Origin of the sequence: Nocardia sp. NPDC047654 (assembly GCF_043205035.1) — a bacterium.
Lineage (GTDB): Bacteria > Actinomycetota > Actinomycetes > Mycobacteriales > Mycobacteriaceae > Nocardia.
Genome location: NZ_JBIDDF010000005.1, coordinates 115,960 through 135,657 on the forward strand (window position 1 = coordinate 115,960; position 19,698 = coordinate 135,657).

Consider the following 19,698-nt stretch of genomic DNA (forward strand, 5'->3'; position numbering starts at 1 on the left):
ACACAACCCCTGAGACGAGGCGTCAAATAGCGGGCGCCCAAAAAGGAGGATGATCCTAATGCTGATTTCACAGCGTCCGACGCTGACCGAAGAGGTCGTCGCCGAGAACCGCTCGAAGTTCACCATCGAGCCGCTCGAGCCGGGCTTCGGTTACACCCTCGGCAACTCGCTGCGGCGTACCCTGCTGTCCTCGATTCCGGGGGCGGCGGTCACGAGCATCCGCATCGACGGCGTCCTGCACGAGTTCACCACCGTCCCGGGCGTGAAGGAAGATGTCACCGACATCATCCTGAACCTCAAGGGCCTGGTCGTGTCCTCGGAGGAGGACGAGCCGGTCACGATGTACGTGCGCAAGCAGGGTCCGGGCACCGTCACCGCCGGTGACATCGTCCCGCCCAGCGGCGTCGTGGTGCACAACCCGGACATGCACATCGCGACCCTGAACGACAAGGGCAAGCTGGAGATCGAGCTCGTCGTCGAGCGCGGTCGCGGCTACGTCCCCGCCGTGCAGAACAAGGCCTCCGGTGCGGAAATCGGCCGGATCCCGGTGGATTCGATCTACTCGCCGGTGCTGAAGGTGACCTACAAGGTCGAGGCCACCCGCGTCGAGCAGCGCACCGACTTCGACCGGCTCATCCTGGACGTGGAGACCAAGAACTCCATCAGCGCGCGGGACGCGCTCGCCTCGGCGGGCAAGACCCTGGTCGAGCTCTTCGGCCTGGCCCGTGAGCTGAACGTCGAAGCCGAGGGCATCGAGATCGGCCCCTCGCCGGCCGAGGCGGATCACATCGCCTCGTTCGGCCTGCCGATCGAGGACCTGGACCTCACCGTCCGGTCCTACAACTGCCTCAAGCGCGAGGGTGTGCACACCGTGGGCGAGCTGGTCGCCCGCACGGAGTCGGATCTGCTGGACATTCGCAACTTCGGCCAGAAGTCCATCGACGAGGTCAAGGTCAAGCTGCACGCGCTCGGCCTCTCGCTCAAGGACAGCCCGGCGTCGTTCGATCCGTCCAGCGTGGTCGGCTACGACGCGAGCACCGGCACGTGGAGCGACAGCGGCACGTTCAGTGACACCGATGGCGGCGAGCAGGACTACGCCGAGACCGAACAGCTCTAGGCCGCCGGGAAGGCCCCCGGCCCGGCCGGCCTCATACCCGCGGCGTGAGCGACGCGCCCGGAGGCGGTAGCAGAGCGTAACCACGCAGGGCGCCGGGAGCGCCGAAAAGACACACAGGAGAACACCACAATGCCCAAGCCCAAGAAGGGTGCCCGCTTCGGCGGGTCGGCGTCGCACCAGAAGGCGATCTTCGCCAATCTGGCGACGGCGCTCTTCGAGCACGGCCGGATCACCACCACCGAGGCCAAGGCCAAGGCCGTGCGCCCCTACGCGGAGAAGCTGATCACCAAGGCGAAGGGTGGCACTCTGGCCGACCGTCGCGAGGTGCTGAAGGTCATCCGCAACAAGAACGTCGTACACGAACTCTTCGCCGAGATCGGTCCGTCGTTCGAGGGACGCGAGGGTGGTTACACCCGCATCACCAAGACGCTGCCGCGTAAGGGTGACAACGCGCCGATGGCGATCATCGAGCTGGTCCGGGAGAAGACCGTGACCAACGAGGCCGATCGCGCCCGCCGCGTCGCCGCGTCGAAGAAGGCGGAGGAGGCTCCGGCCGCCGAGGTCGTCGAGGAGGAGGCCGAGGAGGCCACCGCCGAGACCGCCGAGGCTCCGGCTGCCGAGGAGGCCGCTGAGGACAAGAAGGACGCCTGACGCCAAGCGTCCGGAGTTCGCGCACGAGCCCGCCACCCGCACTGGGTCGGCGGGCTCGTTCGTTTCGACCGGAGGATCATGTGACCGTGGAGGAATCGGTGGGATCGAGTGCGGACCGGCCGCCCGAGGACGTGCCGGAAACCGGCATGTCGCGGGTCCGGCTGAGCATCGCCTACGACGGCACGGATTTCACCGGCTGGGCACGTCAGCCCGGTCTGCGCACCGTGCAGGGCGTGCTGGAGGACGCGCTGAGCAAGGTGTTCCGTGAGCCCATCCAGCTGACCGTGGCGGGGCGAACGGACGCGGGCGTGCACGCAGAGGGGCAGGTCGCGCATTTCGACACGTCCGGCGAACTGGACGCGGAGAAGCTGGTGCACCGCATGGCGCGATTCCTGCCGAAGGACGTGCGGATCACGGGGGCGCGCCCGGCTCCGCCCGAGTTCGATGCCCGGTTCTCCGCCATCCGCCGCCACTATGCCTATCGGTTGACCACCGCGCCGTACGGAGCGGAGCCGCTGCACGCCCGCAGCGTGGTCGCTTGCCGATCCGGCGTCGATGTCGGGGCCATGCGGGAGGCTTCGCGAACACTGTTGGGGCTGCACGATTTCGCCGCGTTCTGCCGTCGCAGAGAGGGCGCGACGACGGTCCGGGAGTTGCAGCGCTTCGACTGGGTGCGCGACGGCGATCTGCTGGTCGCCTACGTCAGCGCCGACGCGTTCTGCTGGTCGATGGTGCGCAGCCTGGTCGGCGCGGTGCTCGCCGTCGGCGAGGGACGGCGCGCCGTGGAATGGGTCGCCGCGCTGCTGCGGGAGACCGAGCGCTCCAGCTCGGTCACCGTCGCGCCCGCACACGGTTTAAGCCTGATCGCCGTCGACTACCCGGCCGACGGGGAACTCGCCGCCCGTAACGCGCAGACGCGGGAGATGCGGTTGGTCCCGGCCCCGCAGGCGGGTTGCTGCGGCGACTAGGGATGCGGGCTGCCCGCCACCCGTGCACGGGTGGCGGGCAGCGCGGCGCTCACTTCGACGATTGTGGGTACTGCTGCTGGGACTGTCCCTGCTGCTCTGCCTGCGCCGGCTGTCCGGACCGACCCGTTTGCGCTTCGATCGTCCTCGGTTCCTGGGACGCCCCGGAGATCTGGATGCGCCGCGGCTTCGCGCGCTCCGCGATCGGAATCGTCACCGAGAGCACACCGTTGTTATAGGTCGCGCTGATGTTCTCGACGTCGACGTTCTCACCCAGCGACATCTGGCGCATGAAGGTGCCCGCGAAGCGTTCCGAGGCGATCCACTGGACGCCTTCCTCGCTCGGCACGGTGCGTTGGGCCCGCAGGGTGAGCGTGCCGTTGTCGACGCTGACGTCGATCGAGCCCGGATCGACGCCGGGCAGGTCCGCGTTCAGGACGTAGTGATCTCCCGCCTTGAACAGATCCATCGGCATGAATCGCGGTGCGCGACCGGTTCCTGAGCTTTCACCGAGCAACTGGCGGGCGACAGTGTCGATGTCATGAAATGGATCGAATCTCAGCACAGCGATCACCTCCATCTCGTTCGTGGTGACGCCTGCCACGGCGGCGGGCGCCATAGCTGTGCAATAGCCACAGTAGCCCTCCTGAAGCGGGAGAGCATCAAGCCCGACGGATACGCGACCGCGAGATCCGCCGGCACGGAATAGCCGCCTCCGGGCACGTGTTGGCTCGGGACATGGCATTCGACAGTCTCGGACGGTTCGGAGTGTGGCGGGCGTTCAACGGGTTCGGCCCCGAGGACGCACGGGAATTGGAGCAGCTGGGCTACGGCGCGCTGTGGTTGGGGGCCTCGCCGCCCGCGGATCTGGCAGCCGTCGAACCGCTGCTGGAGGCGACCGAAACGATCACCGTGGCCACCAGCATCGTGAACATCTGGGCGTCGCCCGCGAAGGAGACGGCCGACTCGTTCCACCGGATCGAGGCGCGCTTCCCCGGCCGGTTCCTGCTCGGCATCGGTGCGGGACACCCCGAGCACACCGGCGAGTACCGCAAGCCGTACGACGCACTGGTCGAATACCTGGACGACCTCGACGCCGCCGGTGTGCCCGCCGAACGGCGCGCGGTGGCCGCACTCGGCCCGCGGGTGCTGAAGCTGGCCGCCGAGCGGTCCTCGGGGCCGCTGCCGTACTTCGTACCCGCGGCGCACACCGCGAAGGCTCGCGAGATCGTCGGCCCGGACGCGCTGCTGGCCACCGAGCACAAGGTGGTGCTGACCGACGACACCCGAGCCGCGCACGCCGTCGCCGACGGGACCGTCGAGTTCTACCTGGGCCTGACCAACTACGCGTCGAACCTGCGCCGGTTCGGCTTCACCGACGCCGACCTCGCCGTCCCGCCCGGCGATCGCGTGTTCGACGCCGTCATCGCCTACGGCACGCCGGAGCGGATCGCCGCCCGGCTGTCGGAGCACCTCGACGCCGGTGCCGACCATGTCGCGGTGCAGATCCTCGGCGACAACTACCTCCCCGCCCTGCGCACCCTCGCCCCGCTGCTGACCGCGAAAGCCTGAGCATCGGCTCGCCTCCGGCCCCGGCCTCTTGCCGGGGCCGGAGGTGTTTTCCGACGATCGTCCTAAGGGACTGTTAGGAAGCATCGAGAGCCATTCCGCGAGCTTGTGACTGTCGCCACACTGATCTGCGACGACGTGATGAGGCGTCGGAGGAGGAGATCTTGTGACTACGACACAGCCCGTGAGTGAGCGCCGGGTGGTCGCGAACGTACTACGCGGATCCATCGGAAACCTGGTCGAGTGGTACGACTGGTATGTCTACGCCGCGTTCAGCGTGTACTTCGCGAAGACGTTCTTCCCCAAGGACGATCCGACGGCGCAGCTGTTGTCCACCGCCGCCGTGTTCGCGGTCGGCTTCCTGATGCGCCCGATCGGCGGTTGGGCACTGGGCCGGTACGCCGACCGGTTCGGCCGTCGTTCGGCGCTGACCCTGTCGGTGACCGTGATGGCGGCGGGTTCTCTGCTGATCGCGGTGACACCCGGCTACCAGACCATCGGTGTGGCCGCTCCGGCCCTGCTGCTGGTCGCCCGGCTCCTGCAAGGTCTGTCGGTCGGCGGCGAATACGCCACGAGCGCGACATATCTGTCCGAGGTGGCCTCGGCGGGCAGGCGCGGGTTCTACTCGAGTTTCCAGTACGTGACCCTGGTGGCAGGCCAGCTCGTCGCGCTCGGGGTGCAGATCGTGCTGCAACAATTCCTCGACGCCGACCGGATGAACGCCTGGGGCTGGCGGATTCCGTTCGTGATCGGCGCCGCCGGTGCGCTGATCGTGATGTGGCTGCGGCGCGGTATGGACGAGTCCGAACAGTTCCGCGCCGAATCCGGGCAGGCGTCGCAGAAGAAGGCGGCGGCGGCCGAAGCGGGGCAGTCACGTGGGTCGTTGCGGATCCTGTTGCAATACCCCCGCGAGTGTCTGCTGGTGGTCGGGTTGACGCTGGGCGGAACGGTCGCGTTCTACACGTATACGACCTACATGCAGAAGTTCATGATCAATACCTCCGGTATCTCCAAATCGACGGTGGCGTGGATCAACTTCATCGCGCTGCTGGTCTTCGTGGTGCTGCAACCGCTGGCGGGCGCGCTGTCGGACCGGGTGGGCAGGCGCAAACTGCTGATCTTCTTCGGCGTGGCGGGCACGCTGCTCACCGTGCCGATCATGACGGTGCTCGCGCACACCACCAATCCGGTCGCCGCGTGGGGCCTGATGATGGTCGCCCTGCTGATCATCACGGGATACACCTCGATCAACGCGATCGTGAAGGCCGAACTCTTCCCGACGAAGATCCGCGCGCTCGGTGTCGGGCTGCCCTACGCCCTCACCGTCGCCATCTTCGGCGGCACCGCGGAGACGATCGCGCTGGCGCTGAAGAAGGGCGGCCACGAGTCGCTGTACTTCTGGTACGTCGCGGGCTGCATCGCCATCTCGCTGATCACCTACTACTTCATGCGGGAGACCTCGGCCTCGTCGCAGATCGACGGCGAGCTATCCGGTGCCGCGGCGACCGAGCCGCGACGGCGGATGGCCACCGTGCGTGACTGACCGTCCGGCACACGCGCCGGTCCCCCCGCTGTGGGAGGATCGGCGCGTGCGGCTTGCGGTGGTCGAGGACGACGACGGCGTGGGAGACGCGCTGGTCGAGGCCTTGAACGCCCGCGGTTACCGCGCCGAACGCATGCGTCGCGGAGCGGATCTGCTGGTCGCGCACCGCGACTTCGACGCCGTGGTCCTCGACCTCGGACTGCCCGATGGCGACGGCCTGCAGGTGTTGCGCAGACTGCGCGAGGTGAGTTCGGTTCCGGTGCTGATCCTCACCGCGCGCAGCGACGAACGCTCGATCGTGCGCGGCCTGCGCGGCGGCGCGGACGACTATCTGGTCAAGCCGCCGCGGATCGCGGAACTCGTCGCGCGGCTGGAGACGGTCACCAGGCGGGCGGCGGCCGCGGCGCGGCAGGCGCAATCGGTGGTCGTCACCGGTGACGTGCGGGTGGACCTGGGGGCCCGCGTGGTGGAGGTCGCCGGTGCGCCGGTGCCGTTGACCCAGAAGGAGTTCGAGTTGGTCGAGGCGCTGGTGGAACGGCCGGGGGCCGCGGTGAGTCGCCAGCAGTTGATGGATCGCATCTGGGGTGACGCCTTCGTCGCGGTCTCGCGTTCCCTGGATGTGCACATGACCGGTCTGCGGGCGAAGCTCAACCGGCCCGGTCTGATCACCACCATCCGTGGATACGGATATCGGTGGGGACAGTGAGCGCGGTCCGGCGAGCCGGAGGTATGCCATGCGGCGTCGCCTGCTCGTCGCGCTGACGTTGTTCGCGGCCATCGCGGTGCTGGCGTTCGCGGTGCCGCTGTCGCTGACCGTCGCCACCAGCCGCACCCAGCAGCTGGTGCTGGCCCGGTCCGGGGACGCCGACCGCTTCGCCACCCTGGCCGACGACGCGGTCACCGCGGGAGACAGCCGCGCGCTGGCCGACGAGGTACTGCGCTACCACGAGCTGTACGGCGAGAACGTGCTGGTGGTCGACGCCAGGGGGGCGACGACGGTGAACGCGGGCGCGGACGTGAACGATCGCGACGTCGAAGCGGCGGTGGCGGCCGCCCGCCGCAACCAGCGCCCGCACGCGGCGGACAAGCTGACGCCGTGGGGCGCGCCGACCATGCTCGTCGCACGGCCGGTCGGTACCGGAGTCCAGGTGAACGGCGCCGTGGTGATCGAGGCGTCGACGGCACGCGCCCGCGGCGATATCGCGCGGGCCTGGGCGGTGATCGTGCTCGGCGGCGTCGTCGCGATGACACTGTTCGTGCTGCTGGCGGTGACGATCGGCCGCTGGGTGCTGCGGCCGCTGGCGGCGCTGTCGCAAGGTGTGGCGGAATTGACCGCGACGCTGCCCAAGCCGCGCGCGGGGACGATCGCTCCGGTGTCGATCGCGGGCCGCTACGGCGGGCCGCCCGAGATGCGCGCGCTGGTGGAGTCCTTCGACGCGATGGCTCTGGCGGTCGCCGATTCGGCGGACGCGCAGCGCCAACTGGTCGCCGACACCGCACACGCGATGCGCAACCCGCTGGCCGCCCTGACCATCCGCCTGGATTCCCTGGAGCCCGCGATCCCGGCCGGCGCGGCGAGCACCTTCCGCGGCGCGGGCGCCGAGGTCGACCGGCTCACCGCGCTGCTCGACGGCCTGCTCAGCTTGGCCGTCGCCGAGACACCCGCGGCCTTCGACATGGCGCACACCGCCGAGGGCGACAACCAATGCGACGCCGTGCAGGTGGCGGCCGACCGATTCGACGCATGGTGCTCGGCGTTCGAGGCGGCCGGCCAGCGACTGCGGGTGCCGCCCGTGACCGAGCGCGCCGACGTCGCGGTCCCCGCCGACGTGCTCGCGCAGATGCTCGACGTACCGCTGAGCAACGCCACGCGCTACGCGGGGGCGGGCGCGCACGTCGATCTCGTCGTCGCGACGGAGCCGGGCTGGGTCACCGTGACCGTCCGCGACGACGGCATCGGTGTTCCCCCCGACGAGATAGACAAGCTGACCACGCGTTTCTTCCGTGGTTCGTCCGCAGGGACCGGTGGCTCGGGGCTGGGCCTGCCGATCGCCGCGGCGTTGGCGCAGGCGCGCGGTGGCGTTCTCACCGTCGTGGCGACGCGGCCGCACGGTCTCGCGGTGAGTGTGCGATTGCCCGCGGCGGAGGTCCGGTGACCGGCCGCGAGTCGATCCTCCGGCGCGGCATCGATCGGCGCGGCTTTCTCGCGTTGGCTCTCGTCGCGGGTGTCGCAGGCTGCGCTCCGAGCGGCGGGGAAGCTACGGTGCGGCTGGCCTCGGGCGAGGTCGGCGGCTTCTATCACGCCTTCGCGGGGTTGCTCGGCCTGGCCGCCGAGAACATCGGAGACGTGCGGATCGAGCGGGTCGCCACCTCGGGCTCGCAGGCCAATCTGGCTTTGCTGGCGCGCGGCGAGGTCGATGCCGCACTAGCGCTCGCGGACTCGCTGCGAGACGACGCCGATCGGGTGTGCGCGCTGGGGCGGGTCTACGAGAACTACCTGCAGTTGGTCGTGCGCTCGGACAGCACGATCGGCTCGGTCGCGGATCTGCGCGGAACCCGGGTGAGCCTGGGTGCGGAAGGGTCGGGCGCGGCCCTGACCGGCGAGCGGATCTTGCGCGTCGCGGGGCTGGACCCGCATGCCGACGTGGCGATTTCGCACCGCCCCTTGACGGAGGCGGTGGCCGCCCTGACCGCAGGCGAGGCCGACGCGCTGTTGTGGGCGGGCGGCGTCCCGACCAGGCTGCTCGCGGTGCCGAGCCGGATGCGGCTGGTGGACATGGGCGAACTGGCCGCACCGATGCGAGAGCTGTTCGGGCCGGTGTACGACCGGGTCGCGATCCCCGCGGACGCCTATCCGGGCGGTGTCTCGGTGCACACCATCGGGGTGGCCAATCTCTTGCTCGCCGCCCCCACCATGCCCGAGGAAGTGGCCGCTTCGATCGTCGAACTGCTGGTATGGCACGCCGACGCGCTGGTGCCCACCGAAGCGGCGGGCACCCAGTTCCTCGACGGGCGCTCGCTGATCAGCACCGGCTCGATTCCGCTACATCCCGGCGCGGCCGCGGTCTACCGCCGCTGGCACGGCTAGCGACGTCAGGACCGGACCAGGCGGGCGATGGCGTCGGTGGCCTCCTTGATCTTGGCTTCGGCCTCCGGGCCACCCGCGACGGCCGCGTCGACCACGCAGTGGCTGATGTGGTCCTCCAGCAGGCCCATCGCTACCGCCTGCAGGGCTTTCGTCATCGCGGAGACCTGGGTGAGGATGTCGATGCAGTACTTCTCCTCCTCGACCATCCGCTGTAGACCGCGCGCTTGGCCCTCGATGCGCCGCAGCCGCTTGAGGTAGTCGTCCTTGGCGGTGATATAGCCGTGCGCGGCGTGCTCGGCCGCCGTGTGGTCGTGGGGGGAATCTGCCACCGATGTCTCCTCGCTGCCTGCCGGTCGCCGAAACCGGATCAATACCCCCCTAGGGTACAGTTTTCGGGCCGTCTTGTCAGGTCGGACCCGTGTGACGACCACCCGGCGGCCGGCCGCAACAGTCGACGAGCCGCACCGGAAGCAGGGTAACGCGCAGCCCGCCGCGCGACGGCCGTCGCGGGACGAGACAATCGGGGTATGAGTTCGCACCCCCGGCCCGCGCTCGCCGTCATCGGCGGCAGCGGCTTCTACGATTTCTTCGACAACGAGGCGACCACCATCGAGGTCGAGACTCCCTATGGCGCCCCGAGCGCGGGGATCGCCGTCGGAGAGGTGGAGGGCAGGCCGGTGGCGTTCCTGCCGCGACACGGCAAGAACCACGAATTCGCACCGCACACCCTGCCCTACCGGGCCAATCTGTGGGCCCTGCGCTCGCTGGGCGTGCGCCGCATCTTCGCGCCCTGCGCGGTCGGCAGCCTGCGGGCGGACTGGGGCCCCGGCACGGTCGCGGTGCCGGATCAGCTGGTCGACCGGACCTCCGGCCGTCCGCAGACCTACTTCGACGGCGGCGGCATTCACGTGTCCTTCGCCGATCCGTACTGCGAGGAACTGCGTGCCGCCGCCGTCAAGGCCGAGTCCGACGCGCTGCACATGATGCACGCGGGCACGATGGTCGTGGTCGAGGGACCACGCTTCTCCACCCGTGCCGAGAGCCGGTGGTTCGCCGCGCAGGGCTGGGACCTGGTGAACATGACCGGTCATCCGGAGGCGGTGCTCGCCCGCGAACTCGAAATGTGCTACGCCGCCGTCGCTCTCGTGACCGATCTGGACGCCGGTCTGGAGGAGGGCGAGGGAGTGCACGCCGTCGACGTCTTCGCCGAGTTCAAACGCAACCTCGCGCCCTTCAAAGAACTCATTCGCCGCGCGGTGGCCGGGGTGGACGGCACCGAGACGTGTGACCGCTGCCGCGTCCACGCCGGAGTGTCGCTGCCGTTCGAACTGCCCTGAGTCCGATGGTGGTCACCGGGGCGTTCGGCGGGCTCTGACCGGCTTGTTCACGCTCTGGGCGAGGTGCTCACGACCATGCTGCGCTTGTCGAGGTCCCGCTCCCGGCGTGAACAGCTGTACCGCATCGGTGACGTCCGTATCGGCTCGGCCGGAAGCCGTCATCCCGGTGTCGGCGCGAAGGCTTCGGCGTGGTCGATCGCCCACTGTTCGAAGGTGCGCGGCGATCGGCCGGTCACCTGCTCGACGGTCGGGTAGAGCGTCGCCTCGTCCAGCCTGCCCTCGACGAAGAAGCTGAGAAACGCGTCGACGTACTCCCTCGGCATGGTGGCGGCCAGTTCGGCCTCGGTCTCCGCGTCGCTGAGTTCGTGCGCCACGAGCGGCCGGTTCAGCACCGCGGCGAGCACAGCGACCTGTTCCGCCGGTCGCAGCGCCTGCGGGCCGGTGAGCTCGAGCACCTGCCCGGCGAGTTCGTCTCGCGTGAGCGCCGCGGCCGCGACCGCCGCGATGTCGGCGGGGTCGGTCGCACCGACCCGGACTCCGGGAAACTGCACGCGGACGACGTCGCCCGCGGCGAGCTGCGGCAACCAGTGCAGCGCGTTCGACATGAACGACCGCGGGCGCAGCAAGGTCCAGCTCAGTTCGGAGGCGCGCACCGCGTCCTCGGACAGTGTCATGTAGCGGGATACGGCGTTGTCCATGTCCCGCAGCGCTGCCGAACCGCCGGAGAGCAGCGCGACCCGGCGCACCCCGGCCTTGTTCGCGCGTTCCAGCAGGTCCGGCAGGTTGTCGTAGCCGGGGAGCAGGAACATTCCGTCCACGCCGTCCAGTGCGTCGGCCAGCGTCTCCGGGCGGTTCAGATCGCCGGTGACGGCCTCTGCGCCCGGCGGGAGCGTCGCCTTGGCGGGGTCGCGCACCAGTGCTCGCACCGGCTCGCCCGATTCGGTGAGGGTCCGCACCAGTTCCGCGCCGACATTGCCGGTGGCGCCGGTTACCAGGATCATTTCGTCTCCGTCTTCGTCTTCCAGTTCGGCGGTGCACAGTGTTCGCGGCCCGCTTACGGCGAGCCGGGCCGCGAACGGGCAACGCTCGGCTCGATCGACATGGTCGGGCCGATGTCGTTGCGTGAGGGATATACGCGGGATCGAACGCTCGCTGGTCCAGTTGTGTAGTCGCCTTCAGCGCCTGCTCAACGCTGTGCTCGTGCGGGATGTCCACGGCCGGTAGTGGTCTGATCGGCCGAAGCGTATCCGCTGTATCGAGGACCAGGTATTCGCCACTGCCGGGAAGCCGGTTCGTGGCAACTCTTCTGTGTACGTCCGTGCCGGGCGAATTGCGACTTGCGTATCGGTACTCGGTGGTGGCCCGGCAACGGGTGGCAAGCCCGGCTCGCGGGGTGTGCCGCGCGCGGCGGTGCCCGGCCATCGACAGGTCCCGAGTTAGGCTCGCGCGGTGGATACTCCGCTACGGCTCGAGGTCATCGTGGCCAGTGTGCGTCCGGAGCGGTTCGCGCCGGTGGTCGCGGACTGGTTCCTGCGTACGGTTCGCGCCCATCCCGAATTCGACACCGGCGTCATCGATCTCGCGCACACACCGTTGCCGGTGGAACTCACCGAGAACGACGAGACCGTGGCCTACCGCGCGCGTCTGCGGCAGGCCGACGCTTTCGTCGTCGTCACCTCCGAGTACAACCACGGCTATCCGGCGTCGCTGAAGACGGCCTTCGACACCGCGAAGCACGAGTGGCGCGCGAAACCCATCGCTTTCGTCTCCTACGGCGGACTTTCCGGGGGGCTGCGTGCGGTAGAGCAACTACGCCAGGTCGTCGCCGAAATCCATATGGTGTCGGTGCGCGAGACGGTCAGCTTCCACCAGGCCAAGAAGTCGTTCGATGAAACGGGCGACACTCGTGACGGCGCCGCCATCGACGCGGCGGAACGAATGTTGCGCCAATTGGGCTGGTGGGCGCGCACTTTGCGATCCGCCCGCGCTGCTGACCCGTATCCCGGTTGACCGCTACCCGGCTCGGCCCGACCGATGTGGTCAGCTCGTCGGAAACCGATACCAGCGCCAGGTCGGCCTGCACCGTGCCGGTGCGTAGTACCAAGTGGTTGCCGATCACGCCGAGTCGGTGGATATCCGGATCGGCGCGATCGGCAGGCCGGGTCTGTCAGGACACTCGTCAGAGAAAGCGCGGACGAGTCCGCAGTATCACTTCATTCACATTCACGACTGAAGATCGTCGCCACCGGGTATTTCCGTTGTGCGGCGCACATCGACCGGCGGAACGACTTCGGGCGATCACATGCAGGTGAAACTTCCGGCGTTGTCGTTTGTCGCAATGTGAGCCGCCGATTACCAGTTCGCCGACCAAACGTACTTGAATTTTTCCTTGTCCGGCTGCTGGGAATAGCAGCGGCTGATCGACGGATGCTGCTTTTTGAGCTCCGAGCGCGCCGATTCGCAGTCTTTCTTGGTCGTGCAGCTGACGCCGAAGCCTCCGGTGTGACAGCCGGACGGCAGCGCGTTCGCGACGCCCGGATTCAGCACCGCCGAAGCGATGCCGGCGGTCAGCAACGACGTGAAGACACAGGCCGATACCCTCATGAATTTCCCCTCCTGGAACTCCCAACCAGGACGGCCCGATCTCGAGCCGCCTTGCCAGACATTAGCTTTCCCATTTGGGGGCGTCAACCGAATGTCGCCACCGGGTGAGTCGGCGTCGAATTCTTTCGAGCACGGAGACTCGCGCTGTCTACTGCGGTTGCATTGCCCGACGGCCGCGCGGCTGACCGATGTAGGTGGCTTCGCTGGGAATGGACACCAGGGTCAGGTCGACCTGCGCGGTGCCGGTGCGCAGCACCACATGGTTGCCGATCGCGCCGGGCTGGTGGATGGCCAAGTCGGGACGGCTGGTGGGCCAGCCCATCGGATCACCCGTGACATAGATGGTGGTGACGCCCGCGTGCGGGGCGGGCGCGAGTACCCCGTCCACCACCGTGGCGGTGAATCCCGCGTCGGACTGGTGTGTTTCGGCCGCGATGGTCAGTCGCTCCGGATTGCCGATCGTGGTGACCAGGTTCTCCCACGCCCGCGCCCGATCGGTGCGGATCAGGATCCGTTCGCCGACCGCGAGCGCGCGGAACACCAACTGCTGCGCCAGATACAGCTCGCCCGCGACGTACACCGTCGAGATGCCCGCGCCGACGATGCGGACCGCCACACCGTTTCCCTCGTCGTCCGACCCGATCAGCTGGCCGCAGCCGGAGGAGGGCAGGTGCAGATCGTCGACGATGTCGATCAGGTGCTCGATCATCGGGACGGTGTCGTCCACACCGGGAACCGCGAGCGGCAGATGGGCCAGCAGCCCGTCGCGGTGGCGTCCGTTCATCGAGATCATGCCCGGCAACTCGGACCGTTCCGGCAGCTCCCGCGCGGTCAGCCGCCATGCGGCACCGATGCTCACCGAGTCGGCCGAACTGCCGGGGCGCAGCCGCACCGCCACCGTCGTTCCGCGCGAGGGAGCCACCCAGAGCTGGGCGAGCAGATCGGACGCGAGCCGCTTGGGATCCACGGCGCTGCCGATGTTCACGTTGTTGCCGATTTCGGCATAGCGCCAGCGGTGTTCGAGTGTGCGCGGGTCGTAACCACCGGTGATCTGCAGGACCGCTTTGCGAATCTCGGGCGCCGTCAGGATGCGGGCGTTGCAGTCGGCGTCCTCGAGTGTGCGCATGATCCGCTGGGTGGCGATGGTGACCGCGCGCGAAGCGCCTTCCGCTCCGCCGCCGCGCCGGTCCGCGGCCTCCGGGCAGGCCACCGCGTCGAAACCGATCGCGAGCCACACCGTGCGGTGGGCGGTGGCGGGCAGCGGGCCGAGCAGCGATTCGTAGATCTTGCCCGCTGGCGTGCCGGAACGGCTGCGGTGCCCATGGCTGATGATGTCGATGCCGCTGAGCAGGATGTCGTGCTGGTTCAGGCATTTCGCCAGCTCGGCGAGCGGAAGCAGGTGCGAGGCGTGCACCGTGGTGCGGGCGATCCTGGTCAGCCCGCCGGGCGGGGGCAGCACCTCGACCACCGTCACAACGCGGCTGCCGTCCCAGTACAGGCCGAGCGAACGGCCGTCCGTGCCGCGGAAGTCGACGGTGTCGCCGAGTTCGTAGTCACGATGGGTGAGATAGCGCCAATACGTGGCGATCCAGTCCAGCAGGGTGCGTTTGGCGACGGGAATCAGCGGGATCAGTGCGACGACGACCGCCACGGCGAACGCGGGAAGTCCGGGCAGGCCGGCGAACAGCGCGACGACTCCGGCGATCAGCCCGATGATCTGCGCGATCAGCAGGTTCTGCATCGAGACGCGCCCGAGAAGCGGTCGTGGTCCCGCGCCTGCCGGTTCCGCCATCCTCGTCCCCCAAAGTACCCGATATCGGCCGGTTCGCTGTGGCCGAGCTGAACAAGAGTCCTCGGGAACTGTACTGTGTTCCGCGAACGTGAGCACTGTTCGGGGGAGGAATAATGCCTTCAAAACCCACCACACGCTGGCAAGTGAGCGGCTACCGCTTTCTGGTCCGGCGGATGGAGCACGCCTTGGTGCGCCGGGACGTGCGAATGCTGCACGACCCCATGCGATCCCAGTCCCGCGCGTACGCGGCGGGACTGATCCTGGCGTGTGTCGTCCTGGCCGGCTGCGGTGTGCTCGCGTTGCTTCGTCCCCAGGGCAAGATCGGCGACGACAACAAGATCCTGATCGGCAAGGATTCCGGCGCCGTCTACGTGGTGATCGACGACGTGGTGCACCCGGCCCTCAACCTCGCCTCGGCCCGCCTTGCCGCGGGCGAGGCGGCCAAACCCGCCACCGTGAAGGAGTCCGAGCTCGGCAAGAAACCGCGCGGCCAATTGATCGGCATCCCAGGCGCTCCCGGGTCGTTGCACTTCGACAAGGAGGGCGAGGGGCGGGCCTGGACGGTGTGTGACACTCTCCAGCTCGACGGCACCGACAAGGCCACCACCTCGGTGCTCATCGGCGATGTCGAGCTCGGAGCCAAGGCTTCGGCGATGGAGTCGGGTAACGCCTTGCTGGTCAAGGGCAAGGAAGCCACCTACCTCGTCTACGACAACAAGCGCGCCCGCGTCGACATGAACAGCAACGCCGTGACGGAGGCATTGGGCATCCGCAACGTGCAACCGCGGCCGATCAGCGAAGGCTTGCTCAACGCGATTCCCGAAGTGCAGCGGATCGAGGTGCCGCACATCGATGATCGCGGCGCGCAGCCGAGGTACAACATCGGTGACCACCGGATCGGCGAAGTGGTGCAAGATGCCGGGACCAAGCAGTACTTCGTGGTGCTACAGGACGGTAGGCAGGAAATCTCTCAGCTGACCGCCAACATCATCCTCAACTCCGATCCCGGGGCGGGCCGAAATCCAACGATCATTCCGTTCGAGAAAAGCCAATCACCCATATCGACGACGCTGCCGGTGAGGGACTATCCGGCCACCGCGCCCTCGCTCGTACAGATCAAGGATCGACCGACCAGCTGTTTGTCGTGGAAGCCGATCGCCGCCGCGGAGGACGGTGGGGGCAATCATGCCGAGCTTTCGGTGATCACCGGCGTAGGTCTGCCGATGCCGGAGAACGCTCGCCTGGTGCCGCTTGCCCAGGCCGACGGTGACGGCCCCAACGTGGATTCGGTGTACTTCAAGCCCGGTTCCGGAGCATTCGTACAGGGCACCGGCATCGAGCCGGACAGCCAGCGCAAGGACAGCCAGTTCTACGTCGCCGATACCGGTGTTCGCTACGGCATCAGGGACGCCGAAGCGGTCAAAGCCCTGGGGATGAGTACGGATGCGGGAGTGAAACAACCCGAACCGGCGCCATGGCCAATCCTCGGCCTGCTCGCCTCCGGTCCGGTGCTCAGCCGTCAGGACGCGATGGTGGCCCACGACGGCGTCGCACCGGACGCGAACCCGGCGAAAGAGCTTGTAAAAAACCAGAATTGAGACCGAGTTGCCTGAATTGGTCGCTGATGTCGAATCCGGTACCCTCCGAGTTGGCGAAAGGGAGTTTCGCCACAGATAAGGGAGGGATTCACTCATGAAGCGCACCATGTACGCCTTGGCGATCGGTATCACCGCCGCGACCGTGGTCGGCACAGTCGCCACCTCGGCCGCCACCGCCGCACCGATGCGTACCAAGCACGGCATGACCTATAAGGAATGCATGACAACGGGCAAGGACAGCTTCCGGCAGATGTACGGCAAGGAAGCGGTCTGCGTCGAAGACGGCTACAGGTACTACAAACTGGAGCCCGCACGCGGGCAGTAAGCCCGCACCGTCACCTCGTCCGAGATCAACGGCACACGGTGGAGACCTGTTGTCGTGAAACAACGCAGCCCTGTGCCGTTGATCATGGTTTACTGCCTCGAATACATCATTTCTCGCTGTCGAATCCACCGTCTATTACCGCGGCAAGCAGTGCCCGGACGCCGGTGCGGCCACGATATCCGAAATGGCACCACGCGGGTAATTCCTCACATGTCCTCGCGGACGCCGAATCTGCGGCGGATGGGGAACGATGCGAGCATGCCCAGGATCAGGAGTGCTGCGACGCTGCCGCTCCCGATCAGCGCCACGTTGCGGGCGCGGTTGTCGGGCGGCGGGGGTGGTGACGGGACTTGCAATTGCACACTCTGAGCTGCCGCGGGTCGCTTCGGCGGAAGTGTCCTCGGCACCTCGGCGGTCAGCGCGGCGACCGGATCGATCGCACCGTAACCGACATAGGGGTTCCAGCCTTCGCCCGGGGCGTGTGCCGTCGCCTGGATACGTTTGATCACGTCGAGTGCTCTGAGTTCGGGGAAACGAGCGCGAACCAAGGCGACGACCCCGGAAACATACGGCGCGGCAAAGCTCGTCCCCTTGAGCGGCACGAGACTCTGGTTGTCGTATTTTCCTGTAATGGTGCCGGTTCCGCGCGGGTCCAGCGAGACGATGTCCTCACCCGGTGCGGCCACACCGACCCAGGGGCCCGGCACGGTGAAACTCGACGGCGCGCCGTTCCGGTCGACCGAACCGACGGACAGGACGTAATCGTCGTAGCGCGCGGGGGTGACGTTGGTGGTCACGTTGTTCCACGGATCCCCGGTCGGATTCAGCGGATCGATCCCAGGATTGCTCGCCTTGCATTTGTCGTCGGTGTTGCCCGCGGCGGCCACCACGACGGCGTCCATTTCCAAGGTGGCGTAGCGCACGGCGGCACCGACGGCTCCGTCGCCGAAGCTCACGCCACTGGGCATGCAGGAGACGAGCGAGATGTTGATGACCGAAGCGTGCCGGTCGGCGGCGCGCCGGATCGCGGCGGCGAGTGCCTCGATCTTGCCGTATCCACGAGGCGGATCTTCCGGCTTCCTATCCTGCCGGTTCGCGTAGTCGTACAGCGCGCTGGTCTGGCGGATCGACAGAATTCGCGCTTCGGGGGCCACGCCCGAGAAACCTTGCCCCGCCTGCGGCTTGGCGGCAATGATCCCGGCGACGACGGTGCCGTGCGCGTCACAATCCTCGCTGACTCCATCGCCGCCGTCGGCCACGAAGTCGCCGCCCGCCTCCAGATCGGGCAGGCGCGGGTGACGAGCGACGCCCGTATCGATCACCGCGACGAGCTGGCCCTCGCCCCGGGAGAACTCCCATGCGTGCGGCAGGTCCAGTGAGCGCTGTGGTGCGGGAGCGGCGGGACCGTCGCCGCCCTGCTGGGTCGAATAGCAGGGCGTGTTGCCCGGACGCTCGGTCTTGTCCAGCGGCCGTGCGGGATCCCCTGCGGGCAGTTGTCCGGGATCCACCGACGGTGGCCGATCGGCATAGGCGATGCCTTGGCTCGCACCCACTCCGAACGACATGCTCAAAGACAGCACCGCGGCGGCCGCCCCGGTGCGCAGCGCCCGGTTCACAGCCCGCGGACGAGGGCGTAGAGATCCGTCACCCAGAAGACCAGCGGCAGCACTGCGGCGACGAACGTGTACTCGAGCAGTTCGACGCCGCGGCGCATCGGCGGGGTGGCCGACTGGTTCGGGATGATGATGCCGAGGATCAGCGCCGCGACCAGGACCACCATCGCCGCGCCGAAGACGGCCAGCGGCTGGTGCATCGCGAAACCGGCGCCCACCAGCATGATCAGCACGATGCCCGCGCCACCGGCGATGAGCACGACGGCCTGCTCCGCACCCGCGTAGGTGCGGCTGCGGAACATCAGCACCGCCGCGCAGACCAGTGCGAGCGCGATGCCCTGCCAGTACGGGTCGTCGGAGGACGGGTCGGTGGCGGCGAGCGCGCCCGCGGCGGTGACCAGCGTGGTCGCCGCGACCAGGCCCGCGAGGTACTTGCGGGCGTGGTCGGACTTCACCCGCAGCGCCTCCATGGTCGGCAGCGCGCGGTGATCGTCCGGGTCGTCCTCGGTGGGATCGATGGGGGTGCCCGGCGAGGGGACCGGCGGCAGCGGCAGTTTCGCCAGCAGCATGGACACCCGGGGCGCCAGGGAGAGCCCGCCGAGGCCGAGCGCCGCCGCGCCCGCGCCGATCGCGCGCTCCGGATGGTCGGTGAGCAGGCCGACCAGCGCCGCGGGCACCGCGTATGTCGCGAGCGTAGCCACGCCGATGAACAACGCGAGACCGACGCCGATGACCCGCCAGGCCAGGATCGCCGTCGCCCCCGCGAGAACCGATCCGAGCAGGATGTGCGCCCAGCCGTAATCGTCCGGCACGAAGAGCATGCCCGCGCTGAACGCGGGGGGGAGTGCGCACCCGCCGAGCACCAGTGCGGTGCCGGTGTCGCCGTACATCCTGCTGAGCACCATCGCGCTCACGACTAGCAGAATCGCGACAACCAGCGCGATCGAGCCGCCCACCCCGATCGGCAGCGAGCCGGGGGACAGCAGCAGACCCAGGCAGCCGACCATCATGGTGACCGCCGCGAGCACCGAGCCGGTGATCCGCGCGATCTGCGGGGTCCAGCTGCGGTAGTGGTCGGTGTCGGCGATCGCGACGTTGTACATGATGTCGTCGAACAGCGGTGTCGGCGCGGTGTGCGAGGCGCTTTCCAGCATGAGCAGTTCGCCGTCGCGGACACCGTGCTCGCCGAGGCTGAGCGAGTTCGAGAACGGCGGATGGCCGATCCGGGCGAGCACCCACTCCGCGGGCTCGTAACGCTCGCCCTCGTTGTCGAAATCGTTGCTGCGGCTGTGCTGGGCGACCATGTCGACCACACTCGGAATCACCAGCGCGACCGGCACGTCGACCGGTATGGCCATGTCGACCTGAGTGTGCTTGGCCAGAATCGTCACCCGGGCGAGATCGGGAGCGCGGACGATCCCGCGCGAGGATTCTTCATCGATGTGGTCAAGTCGCGCGTGCGTCAAGCTTCCCCCAACTCGGTCTTCTACCTCGTG

The 19,698-nt window shown here is 68.3% G+C and carries 19 protein-coding genes; 12 read left to right on the forward strand and 7 right to left on the reverse strand.

The window, feature by feature from the left end:
* The first annotated feature begins 58 nt into the window (after positions 1 to 58).
* The 3 genes from ACGF7Y_RS17680 (at position 59) to truA (ending at position 2,736) form a co-directional block, all read left to right on the forward strand.
* The gene (locus tag ACGF7Y_RS17680; RefSeq protein WP_039796155.1) at positions 59 to 1,117 is read left to right on the forward strand and encodes a DNA-directed RNA polymerase subunit alpha; all 1,059 of its coding nucleotides are present in this window, start codon (positions 59 to 61) and stop codon (positions 1,115 to 1,117) included.
* A 129-nt stretch (positions 1,118 to 1,246) separates the two neighbouring features.
* On the forward strand, positions 1,247 to 1,768 hold the full coding sequence (gene rplQ, locus ACGF7Y_RS17685; RefSeq protein WP_062973156.1) for a 50S ribosomal protein L17: 522 nt from the start codon (positions 1,247 to 1,249) through the stop codon (positions 1,766 to 1,768).
* Between the two features lie 146 nt (positions 1,769 to 1,914).
* Complete coding sequence (truA, locus tag ACGF7Y_RS17690) at positions 1,915 to 2,736, forward strand: tRNA pseudouridine(38-40) synthase TruA (protein WP_393235165.1); 822 nt, start codon at positions 1,915 to 1,917, stop codon at positions 2,734 to 2,736.
* Positions 2,737 to 2,785: 49 nt separating this feature from the next.
* On the opposite strand, the gene ACGF7Y_RS17695 is transcribed toward truA, so the two are convergent.
* Positions 2,786 to 3,298 (reverse strand): Hsp20/alpha crystallin family protein, encoded by a 513-nt coding sequence (locus ACGF7Y_RS17695; RefSeq protein WP_393235168.1) that lies wholly within the window; start codon positions 3,296 to 3,298, stop codon positions 2,786 to 2,788.
* 173 nt (positions 3,299 to 3,471) lie between these two features.
* On the opposite strand from ACGF7Y_RS17695, the gene ACGF7Y_RS17700 reads away from it, so the two are divergent.
* The 5 genes from ACGF7Y_RS17700 to ACGF7Y_RS17720 all read left to right on the forward strand — a co-directional run bounded on the left by ACGF7Y_RS17700 (position 3,472) and on the right by ACGF7Y_RS17720 (position 8,933).
* Positions 3,472 to 4,305: an LLM class F420-dependent oxidoreductase gene (locus ACGF7Y_RS17700; protein ID WP_393234862.1), complete on the forward strand. Its 834-nt coding sequence runs from the start codon at positions 3,472 to 3,474 to the stop codon at positions 4,303 to 4,305.
* Positions 4,306 to 4,468: 163 nt separating this feature from the next.
* Positions 4,469 to 5,845 carry an MFS transporter gene (locus tag ACGF7Y_RS17705; RefSeq protein ID WP_393234865.1) on the forward strand — a complete coding sequence of 459 codons (1,377 nt, stop codon included), beginning with the start codon at positions 4,469 to 4,471 and terminating at the stop codon, positions 5,843 to 5,845.
* 46 nt (positions 5,846 to 5,891) lie between these two features.
* The gene (locus ACGF7Y_RS17710; protein ID WP_040864915.1) at positions 5,892 to 6,551 is read left to right on the forward strand and encodes a response regulator transcription factor; all 660 of its coding nucleotides are present in this window, start codon (positions 5,892 to 5,894) and stop codon (positions 6,549 to 6,551) included.
* A gap of 28 nt (positions 6,552 to 6,579) precedes the next feature.
* Complete coding sequence (locus ACGF7Y_RS17715) at positions 6,580 to 8,001, forward strand: sensor histidine kinase (RefSeq protein WP_393234868.1); 1,422 nt, start codon at positions 6,580 to 6,582, stop codon at positions 7,999 to 8,001.
* Entirely contained in the window at positions 7,998 to 8,933 is a 936-nt protein-coding gene (locus ACGF7Y_RS17720) for a TAXI family TRAP transporter solute-binding subunit (RefSeq protein WP_393234871.1), read from the forward strand. The genes ACGF7Y_RS17715 and ACGF7Y_RS17720 overlap by 4 nt, the downstream gene beginning before the upstream one ends.
* A 5-nt stretch (positions 8,934 to 8,938) precedes the next feature.
* Here ACGF7Y_RS17720 and ACGF7Y_RS17725 read toward each other — a convergent pair whose 3' ends face one another.
* A complete protein-coding gene (locus ACGF7Y_RS17725; RefSeq protein ID WP_063052158.1) occupies positions 8,939 to 9,262 on the reverse strand; it encodes a metal-sensitive transcriptional regulator in 324 nt (107 codons plus the stop codon).
* A gap of 198 nt (positions 9,263 to 9,460) precedes the next feature.
* Between ACGF7Y_RS17725 and ACGF7Y_RS17730 the strand changes: the two genes are divergently transcribed.
* Positions 9,461 to 10,270: an S-methyl-5'-thioadenosine phosphorylase gene (locus ACGF7Y_RS17730; protein ID WP_393234873.1), complete on the forward strand. Its 810-nt coding sequence runs from the start codon at positions 9,461 to 9,463 to the stop codon at positions 10,268 to 10,270.
* Positions 10,271 to 10,428: 158 nt separating this feature from the next.
* Here ACGF7Y_RS17730 and ACGF7Y_RS17735 read toward each other — a convergent pair whose 3' ends face one another.
* Entirely contained in the window at positions 10,429 to 11,271 is an 843-nt protein-coding gene (locus ACGF7Y_RS17735) for an NAD(P)H-binding protein (RefSeq protein WP_393234876.1), read from the reverse strand.
* 448 nt (positions 11,272 to 11,719) lie between these two features.
* Between ACGF7Y_RS17735 and ACGF7Y_RS17740 the strand changes: the two genes are divergently transcribed.
* A complete protein-coding gene (locus ACGF7Y_RS17740; protein ID WP_393234878.1) occupies positions 11,720 to 12,280 on the forward strand; it encodes an NADPH-dependent FMN reductase in 561 nt (186 codons plus the stop codon).
* A 342-nt stretch (positions 12,281 to 12,622) separates the two neighbouring features.
* On the opposite strand, the gene ACGF7Y_RS17745 is transcribed toward ACGF7Y_RS17740, so the two are convergent.
* Both ACGF7Y_RS17745 and eccE read right to left on the reverse strand, forming a co-directional pair.
* Positions 12,623 to 12,874, reverse strand: coding sequence for a hypothetical protein (locus ACGF7Y_RS17745; protein ID WP_062973169.1), 252 nt, complete (start codon positions 12,872 to 12,874; stop codon positions 12,623 to 12,625).
* A 148-nt stretch (positions 12,875 to 13,022) separates the two neighbouring features.
* Complete coding sequence (eccE, locus tag ACGF7Y_RS17750; RefSeq protein WP_393234881.1) at positions 13,023 to 14,666, reverse strand: type VII secretion protein EccE; 1,644 nt, start codon at positions 14,664 to 14,666, stop codon at positions 13,023 to 13,025.
* A gap of 113 nt (positions 14,667 to 14,779) precedes the next feature.
* Here eccE and eccB point away from each other — a divergent pair, with 113 nt between their 5' ends.
* Entirely contained in the window at positions 14,780 to 16,264 is a 1,485-nt protein-coding gene (gene eccB, locus ACGF7Y_RS17755) for a type VII secretion protein EccB (RefSeq protein ID WP_393234883.1), read from the forward strand.
* A gap of 94 nt (positions 16,265 to 16,358) precedes the next feature.
* Positions 16,359 to 16,589, forward strand: coding sequence for a hypothetical protein (locus ACGF7Y_RS17760; RefSeq protein WP_393234886.1), 231 nt, complete (start codon positions 16,359 to 16,361; stop codon positions 16,587 to 16,589).
* Between the two features lie 206 nt (positions 16,590 to 16,795).
* On the opposite strand, the gene mycP is transcribed toward ACGF7Y_RS17760, so the two are convergent.
* Together mycP and eccD are read right to left on the reverse strand one after the other, a co-directional pair.
* Positions 16,796 to 18,154, reverse strand: a complete 1,359-nt coding sequence (gene mycP / locus ACGF7Y_RS17765) for a type VII secretion-associated serine protease mycosin (RefSeq protein WP_393234889.1) — start codon at positions 18,152 to 18,154, stop codon at positions 16,796 to 16,798.
* A gap of 47 nt (positions 18,155 to 18,201) precedes the next feature.
* Positions 18,202 to 19,668, reverse strand: coding sequence for a type VII secretion integral membrane protein EccD (gene eccD / locus ACGF7Y_RS17770; RefSeq protein ID WP_393234892.1), 1,467 nt, complete (start codon positions 19,666 to 19,668; stop codon positions 18,202 to 18,204).
* Between the last annotated feature and the right edge of the window lie 30 nt (positions 19,669 to 19,698).

What these genes read in the sequence shown, in the direction of transcription:
- ACGF7Y_RS17730 (WP_393234873.1), top strand. Translation starts at nt 9,461, where the DNA reads ATGAGTTCGCACCCCCGGCCCGCGCTCGCCGTCATCGGCGGCAGCGGC.
- eccE (WP_393234881.1), bottom strand. Translation starts at nt 14,666, where the DNA reads ATGGCGGAACCGGCAGGCGCGGGACCACGACCGCTTCTCGGGCGCGTC.
- ACGF7Y_RS17735 (WP_393234876.1), bottom strand. Translation starts at nt 11,271, where the DNA reads ATGATCCTGGTAACCGGCGCCACCGGCAATGTCGGCGCGGAACTGGTG.
- ACGF7Y_RS17745 (WP_062973169.1), bottom strand. Translation starts at nt 12,874, where the DNA reads ATGAGGGTATCGGCCTGTGTCTTCACGTCGTTGCTGACCGCCGGCATC.
- mycP (WP_393234889.1), bottom strand. Translation starts at nt 18,154, where the DNA reads ATGTCGTTCGGAGTGGGTGCGAGCCAAGGCATCGCCTATGCCGATCGG.
- ACGF7Y_RS17680 (WP_039796155.1), top strand. Translation starts at nt 59, where the DNA reads ATGCTGATTTCACAGCGTCCGACGCTGACCGAAGAGGTCGTCGCCGAG.
- truA (WP_393235165.1), top strand. Translation starts at nt 1,915, where the DNA reads ATGTCGCGGGTCCGGCTGAGCATCGCCTACGACGGCACGGATTTCACC.
- ACGF7Y_RS17760 (WP_393234886.1), top strand. Translation starts at nt 16,359, where the DNA reads ATGAAGCGCACCATGTACGCCTTGGCGATCGGTATCACCGCCGCGACC.
- rplQ (WP_062973156.1), top strand. Translation starts at nt 1,247, where the DNA reads ATGCCCAAGCCCAAGAAGGGTGCCCGCTTCGGCGGGTCGGCGTCGCAC.
- eccB (WP_393234883.1), top strand. Translation starts at nt 14,780, where the DNA reads ATGCCTTCAAAACCCACCACACGCTGGCAAGTGAGCGGCTACCGCTTT.
- ACGF7Y_RS17715 (WP_393234868.1), top strand. Translation starts at nt 6,580, where the DNA reads ATGCGGCGTCGCCTGCTCGTCGCGCTGACGTTGTTCGCGGCCATCGCG.
- ACGF7Y_RS17700 (WP_393234862.1), top strand. Translation starts at nt 3,472, where the DNA reads ATGGCATTCGACAGTCTCGGACGGTTCGGAGTGTGGCGGGCGTTCAAC.